Below are 6,071 nucleotides of genomic sequence, written 5' to 3'. Positions count from 1 at the left end.
TCCTTTCGGGCCTGATTCCCAGTCAGCGGGATTTGCCTTCACGACCCTGCGGCCGTTCCGACGCCGTGAACTTTAGCGAATCCTTCCGCCCGACGCTAATCGGGCCCGTTCTCTCGAACAGGGATTCTTCATTCCGCAAAAGCGCGCACAAAGCGGCGCGACGGCGAGTCGCTCGCTGAGAGTGGTTCTTACGGAATGGCTGCCCGGGGACCAACCGGAGTCGGCGCTCACGTCGGACAACTCGGAGAACACTACGGATGTCGGGTCACGCTGTCAACTTGGGTCTCGGTCCCGTAGCCTGGAGGCATGACAACGCATGCGTGCACCCTTCAGTGGTGGGCCGCCTGACGGCGGCCTCGTTGACACGTATGCAGACAACGGCCGCCGCCTCGGCGGCCGTTCGCGTTTCCCCTCCTTCCCGGTGGGGGCGGCCGCGGAGAGCGGTGGTCCCAGGTGGAAGAGAGAGGGAGAGGCGTTGTGACGCGGATCTTCAGTGGGGTCAAGCCGACCGGGCACCTGACGCTGGGCAACTATCTCGGGGCCGTGCGGCGGTGGGTCGAGGTGGATCAGTACCGGGCGGACGCGCTGTTCAGCGTGGTGGATCTGCATGCGCTGACCGTGGAGCACGATCCCGGGCGGGTGCGGCGGCTGAGCCGGCAGGCGGCGAGTCTGCTGCTGGCGGCGGGGCTGGATCCGGAGCGGTGCACGCTCTTCGTACAGAGCCATGTGGATGAGCACGCGCGGCTGTCGTACCTGCTGGAGTGCACGGCGACCGACGGCGAGATGCGGCGGATGATCCAGTACAAGGAGAAGGCCGCGCAGGAGCGGGCGCGGGGTGGGAGCGTGCGGCTGTCGTTGCTGACGTATCCGGTGCTGATGGCGGCGGACATCCTGGCGTACGACACGGACGAGGTGCCGGTGGGGGACGACCAGGCGCAGCATGTGGAGCTGACGCGGGATCTCGCCGTGCGGTTCAACCAGCGGTACGGGCACACGTTCACCGTGCCGAAAGCCACCCATCCGGGTGTGGCCGCTCGGGTGATGGACCTCCAGGATCCGGCGTCGAAGATGGGGAAGTCGGGGGACGGCGGCGCTGGTGTCGTGTTTCTGCTCGATGAGCCTGATGTCGTGCGGCGGAAGGTGATGCGGGCGGTCACGGACAGCGGGGTCGATGTCGTGTACGACCGGGAGGAGCGGCCGGGGCTCGCGAATCTGCTGGAGGTGCTCGCCGCGTGTCGGGGGGACGGGTGTGATCCGGCGGAGCTGGCGGGGGGCTATTCCTCGTACGGGGATCTGAAGCGGGATGTCGTCGACGGGGTGGTCGAGCTGTTGCGGCCGCTGCGGAAGCGGCATGCGGAGCTGGTGGCGGATCCGGCGTTCGTGGACGGTGTGCTGCGGGACGGGGCCGCGCGGGCCCGGGCGGTGGCGCGGCCTGTGGTGGACCGGGCGTATCAGGCCGTTGGGCTGTTGCCTGCGGGCTGAGCCGTGGGGCCGCTCTGTCGGAGGGCGGCCCTGTGGTCGCGCGGGCTGGTGGACGGGCTGTGGTCGGGGGCCGCCGGGGGGGTCAGCCGTTGCCGGAGGCCAGTTCGCGGCTGCGGTCGCGGGCGGCTTCCAGGGCGGCGATGAGGGCGGCCCGTACGCCGTGGTTCTCGAGTTCGCGGATGGCGCTGATGGTGGTGCCGGCGGGGGACGTGACGGCTTCGCGGAGCTTCACGGGGTGTTCGCCGCTGTCGCGGAGCATCACGGCGGCGCCGATGGCGGCCTGCACGATGAGGTCGTGGGCCTGGGCGCGGGGCAGGCCGAGGAGGATGCCGGCGTCGGTCATGGCCTCGACGAGGAAGTAGAAGTAGGCGGGGCCCGAGCCGGAGAGCGCGGTGGCGGCGTCCTGCTGGGACTCGGGGACGCGGAGGGTCTTGCCGACGCCGCCGAAGATCTCCTCGGCGTGCGCGAGGTGGGCGCCGGTGGCGTGGCTGCCCGCTGAGATGACGGACATGCCCTCGTCGACGAGCACCGGGGTGTTCGGCATGACGCGGACGACGGGGGTGTCGGGGGCGAGGCGCTCCTCGATGAACGCCGTGGTGATGCCGGCGGCCGCGCTGACGACGAGGCGGTCACGGGTGACGTGGTGGGCGAGTTCGTCGAGGAGCTTGCCCATGTCCTGGGGCTTGACGGCGAGGATGAGGGTGTCGGCGCGCTTGGCGGCGTCGGCGTTGGAGACGGCCTCGACGCCGTAGCGGGCGCGGAGTTCCTCGGCGCGTTCGGGGCGGCGGGCGGTGACGAGCAGGTGGGTGGTGGGCCAGCCGGCCCGGATCATGCCGCTGAGGAGCGCCTCGCCGATCTTGCCGGTGCCGAGGACCGCGACTGTCTGGGTCATTGCTCTGCTCACCTCGCCGTTGCGCTGCTTGGACTACTCATCCGTGTAGGGCAACATCCTCGCACCGTGGGCGGTGTCGTGGTGGTGCTGTCCGAAGGGCGGTACGCCTGGGCCGTGGGCCGTGGGCCTATGCCGTGCGGCGGCGGAGGGTGGCGGCACCGAGGACGAGGACGGCCAGGGCGCAGGCGGCGACGATCAGGGCGTCGCGTACGAAGTCGGCGGTGACGTCGGTGTGGCGGAGTACCTGGTTCATGCCGTCGACGGCGTACGACATGGGCAGGAAGTCGGAGACCGTTTCGAGGACCGGCTGCATCTTGTCGCGTGGTGTGAACAGGCCGCAGAGCAGGAGCTGCGGGAAGATCACGGCCGGCATGAACTGGACGGCCTGGAACTCGGAGGCGGCGAACGCCGAGACGAACAGGCCGAGCGCGGTGCCGAGGAGCGCGTCGAGCAGGGCGACGAGGAGCAGCAGCCAGGGCGAGCCCACGACGTCGAGGCCGAGGACCCAGAGGGCGACGCCGGTGGCGAGCGCGGACTGGACGATGGCGAGCAGGCCGAAGGCGAGGGCGTAGCCGGCGATCAGGTCGGCCTTGCCGAGGGGCATCGCGAGGAGCCGTTCGAGGGTGCCGGAGGTGCGTTCGCGCAGGGTGGCGATGGACGTCACCAGGAACATGGTGATCAGCGGGAAGATGCCGAGGAGTGAGGCGCCGATGTTGTCGAAGACCTGTGGGCTGCCGTCGAAGACGTAGCGGAGCAGGGTGATCATCAGGACCGGGACCAGCAGCATGAGTGCGATGGTGCGCGGGTCGTGGCGGAGCTGGCGCAGGACGCGGGCGGCGGTGGCGAGGGTGCGGGGGCCGTTCATGGCTGGTCCTGGGGGTTGTCGGAGAGGTTGTCGCTGGGGGTGTCACGGGGGTTGTCGCGGGTGGACGCGGCGGCGGCCATGGCGTTGGCGGTGTCGACGAGGTGGAGGAAGGCGTCCTCGACGGTGGCGGTGTCGTTGCGGCGGCGGAGGGCCTCGGGGGTGTCGTCGGCGAGGATCTCGCCCTCGCGCATGAGGAGGAGGCGGTGGCAGCGCTCGGCCTCGTCCATGACGTGCGAGGAGATGAGGAGCGTGGCGCCCCGGTCGGCGGCGATGCGGTGGAAGAGGTCCCACAGGTCGCGGCGGAGTACGGGGTCGAGGCCGACGGTCGGCTCGTCGAGGACGAGGAGCTCGGGGGTGCCGAGGAGGGCGACGGCGAGGGACGCGCGGCTGCGCTGGCCGCCGGAGAGGTTTCCGGCGAGCGCGTCGGCGTGGTCGGTGAGGTCGACGTCGGTGATGGCGCGCGTGACGGCTTCGGCGCGGGCGTCGCGGTGGCGGCGGCCGGGCTGGAGCACGGCGGCGAAGTAGGCGAGGTTCTGCCGGACGGTCAGGTCGTCGTAGACGGACGGGGCCTGGGTGACGTAGCCGATGCGGGGGCGGAGGGCGGGGGCGCCCGCGGGGTGTCCGAGGACGTTCAGGGTTCCGGTGACCTTGGCCTGGGTGCCGACGATGGCGCGCATCAGGGTGGTCTTGCCGCAGCCGGAGGGGCCGAGGAGGCCGGTGATCTGTCCGGGGGGTACGGAGAAGTCGAGTCCGCGCAGGACGGTGCGGCCTCCTCGTACGACGGTGAGGCCATGGGCTTTGATGGCGGCACCCGAGGAATTCATCATGTGATGAATAATGGGCGTGGGAGGTGAGGGGAGTCAAGGGTGTGGGCGCCGCCCGGCCTCGGTGTCGGTGTCGGTGTCGGTGTCGGCGGGTTACGGGCGCTTGGTGCGCTTCGGGCGCTTCTTGCGGGCTGCCGGATTACCTGTGCGGGCGCCGCGGCGCTTCTCGTAGCGGGCGCGGGCCGTCTCGTACTCGGCGCGCAGGAGCTTCTCGCCGGGCGCCTCGGTGAGGGAGCGGACGAAGTACGCGAGGAGGGAGCCGATGAAGCCGATCGCCTTCAGGCCGCGCAGGGCGTCCTCGCGGGCGGGGTCGGCGGGGCGGCGCGTGAAGCCCTCCCAGGTCTTGCGGAACGCGAGGGCCGTGCAGACGGCGAACATGATCAGCACCAGGCCGTTCACGAACCCGCCGACCTGCGCGATGGCCAGGCCCTCGTAGGCGAGGCGCAGCACGTAGGCGCCCGCCACGGCCGCCGCGAGGGAGCCGGCGGCGACGCCCGCGCGCCGCAGCCCGTACCCGCCGTCGTGGCCGACCCAGGTCGTGCCGAAGAAGCGGAGGGGTTCGGGCTGCGGGCCGGTGGCCGTGGGGTCGGTCGCGTCGTTCACGGGGGCGATTATCCCCCGGGTGCCCGCTCGTGGCCGGGCCCCGCGCCTGTGATGTGCGTCAGCCGCAGCGCGCGGCGACGTACCCGTCGCTGCCCGTCCTCACGTACGCGTCCGACACGTACTGGCCGTTGGCTATGTTGTCCCAGATGTGCGACGTGCCGTACGGGCCCGTGACCGTCTGGCCGGGCGTCTGGCAGTTGATGGGCACGCTCACGCCCTCCGGCAGCACCTTCACGATGCTGTAGCCGGTGCCCGGTCCGCTGCGGACGTTGAGCCGCACGCCCGGTGCGACCGGGTAGCGCTTGACCGAGTAGGTCTCCCCCACTGTGTGTCTCCCCCATGTGTCGTGTGTCGCGTCCGTCCCCGTGGGACGGCGCCCGCCCCCTGGCGGATGCCTCGTCGGGGAGGCTAACAAGCCGCACCGACATCGCACGCATCATCGACTAGGCTCCGTGCGTCGCGCGATCACACGCGAGCACACACGGGGGTGGGACGATGCCGCCGCTGCGCAGGACCGGGCCCGTACCGGAAGCGGAGCATCCGGAGTACGCCGGGCGGTACCGGCTCGGGGAGAGCCTGGGGACCGGCGGCATGGGGGTCGTCCGGCTGGCGACCTCGGACTCAGGGCTGCGCCTCGCCGTGAAGGTCGTGCACCGGGAGCATGCGGCGGACCCCGAGTTCAGGGCGCGTTTCCGCCAGGAGGTCAGTGCGGCGCGGCGGGTCAGCGGGGCCTTCACGGCGCCGGTCGTGGACGCCGATCCCGAGGCCGCGCGGCCGTGGATGGCGACGCTGTTCATCGAGGGCCCGACGCTCTCGGAGCGTGTGAAGCGGAACGGGCCGCTGGGTGCGGAGGAGCTGCGCGGTCTGGGCGCCGGGCTCGCGGAGGCGCTGCGCGACATCCACCGGGCGGGGGTCGTCCACCGGGATCTCAAGCCGAGCAATGTGCTCCTGGCGGCGGACGGGCCGAAGGTCATCGACTTCGGGATCTCGCGGCCGGTGGACGGTGAGGTGCGTACGGAGACGGGCAAGCTCATCGGTACGCCGCCGTTCATGGCGCCGGAGCAGTTCCAGCGGCCGCGGGACGTGGGCCCGGCGGCGGACGTGTTCGCGATGGGCGCGGTGCTGGTGCACGCGGCGACCGGGCGGGGGCCGTTCGACTCGAACAGCCCGTACATCGTGGCGTACCAGGTGGTGCACAACGAGCCGGACCTGGCGGGCGTGCCCGAGGACCTGGTGCCGCTGCTGCGGCGGTGCCTGGCGAAGGACCCGGCGGCGCGGCCGACGCCCGAGGAGCTGATGACGGCGCTTCGGCTGCCTGAGGGGGGCGCGGATCCTGTACGTGTGCCCGCGCAGCGGCGGGTGGTGGTGGCGGGCGCGGCGGGTGATGCGGCGGGTGCGGCCGAGG

Annotated in this window: 7 protein-coding genes; 2 read left to right on the top strand and 5 right to left on the bottom strand. The window is 71.6% G+C overall.

What is annotated here, in order from left to right; all coding sequences use genetic code 11:
- Window positions 1-477: 477 nt before the first annotated feature.
- On the top strand, window positions 478-1,482 hold the full coding sequence (gene trpS / locus HTZ82_RS11510) for a tryptophan--tRNA ligase (protein ID WP_175409246.1): 1,005 nt from the start codon (window positions 478-480) through the stop codon (window positions 1,480-1,482).
- A gap of 82 nt (window positions 1,483-1,564) precedes the next feature.
- Here trpS and proC read toward each other — a convergent pair whose 3' ends face one another.
- The 5 genes from proC to HTZ82_RS11485 form a co-directional block, all read right to left on the bottom strand.
- Window positions 1,565-2,374: a pyrroline-5-carboxylate reductase gene (gene proC / locus HTZ82_RS11505; RefSeq protein ID WP_175409245.1), complete on the bottom strand. Its 810-nt coding sequence runs from the start codon at window positions 2,372-2,374 to the stop codon at window positions 1,565-1,567.
- A 127-nt stretch (window positions 2,375-2,501) separates the two neighbouring features.
- A complete protein-coding gene (locus HTZ82_RS11500; protein ID WP_175409244.1) occupies window positions 2,502-3,239 on the bottom strand; it encodes an ABC transporter permease in 738 nt (245 codons plus the stop codon).
- The gene (locus HTZ82_RS11495; RefSeq protein WP_175409243.1) at window positions 3,236-4,066 is read right to left on the bottom strand and encodes an ABC transporter ATP-binding protein; all 831 of its coding nucleotides are present in this window, start codon (window positions 4,064-4,066) and stop codon (window positions 3,236-3,238) included. Before HTZ82_RS11495 ends, HTZ82_RS11500 begins: the two co-directional genes overlap by 4 nt.
- A 90-nt stretch (window positions 4,067-4,156) precedes the next feature.
- On the bottom strand, window positions 4,157-4,675 hold the full coding sequence (locus tag HTZ82_RS11490) for a hypothetical protein (protein WP_309235422.1): 519 nt from the start codon (window positions 4,673-4,675) through the stop codon (window positions 4,157-4,159).
- 49 nt (window positions 4,676-4,724) lie between these two features.
- Window positions 4,725-4,991, bottom strand: coding sequence for a peptidase (locus tag HTZ82_RS11485; protein WP_175409242.1), 267 nt, complete (start codon window positions 4,989-4,991; stop codon window positions 4,725-4,727).
- A gap of 170 nt (window positions 4,992-5,161) precedes the next feature.
- Between HTZ82_RS11485 and HTZ82_RS11480 the strand changes: the two genes are divergently transcribed.
- A partial coding sequence (locus HTZ82_RS11480) for a serine/threonine-protein kinase (protein WP_175409241.1) occupies window positions 5,162-6,071 on the top strand: 910 nt, incomplete at its 3' end.

The organism is Streptomyces sp. TRM64462, from assembly GCF_013362995.1.
Classification (GTDB): Bacteria; Actinomycetota; Actinomycetes; order Streptomycetales; family Streptomycetaceae; genus Streptomyces.
This window is presented reverse-complemented; position numbering and strand designations above follow the sequence as displayed.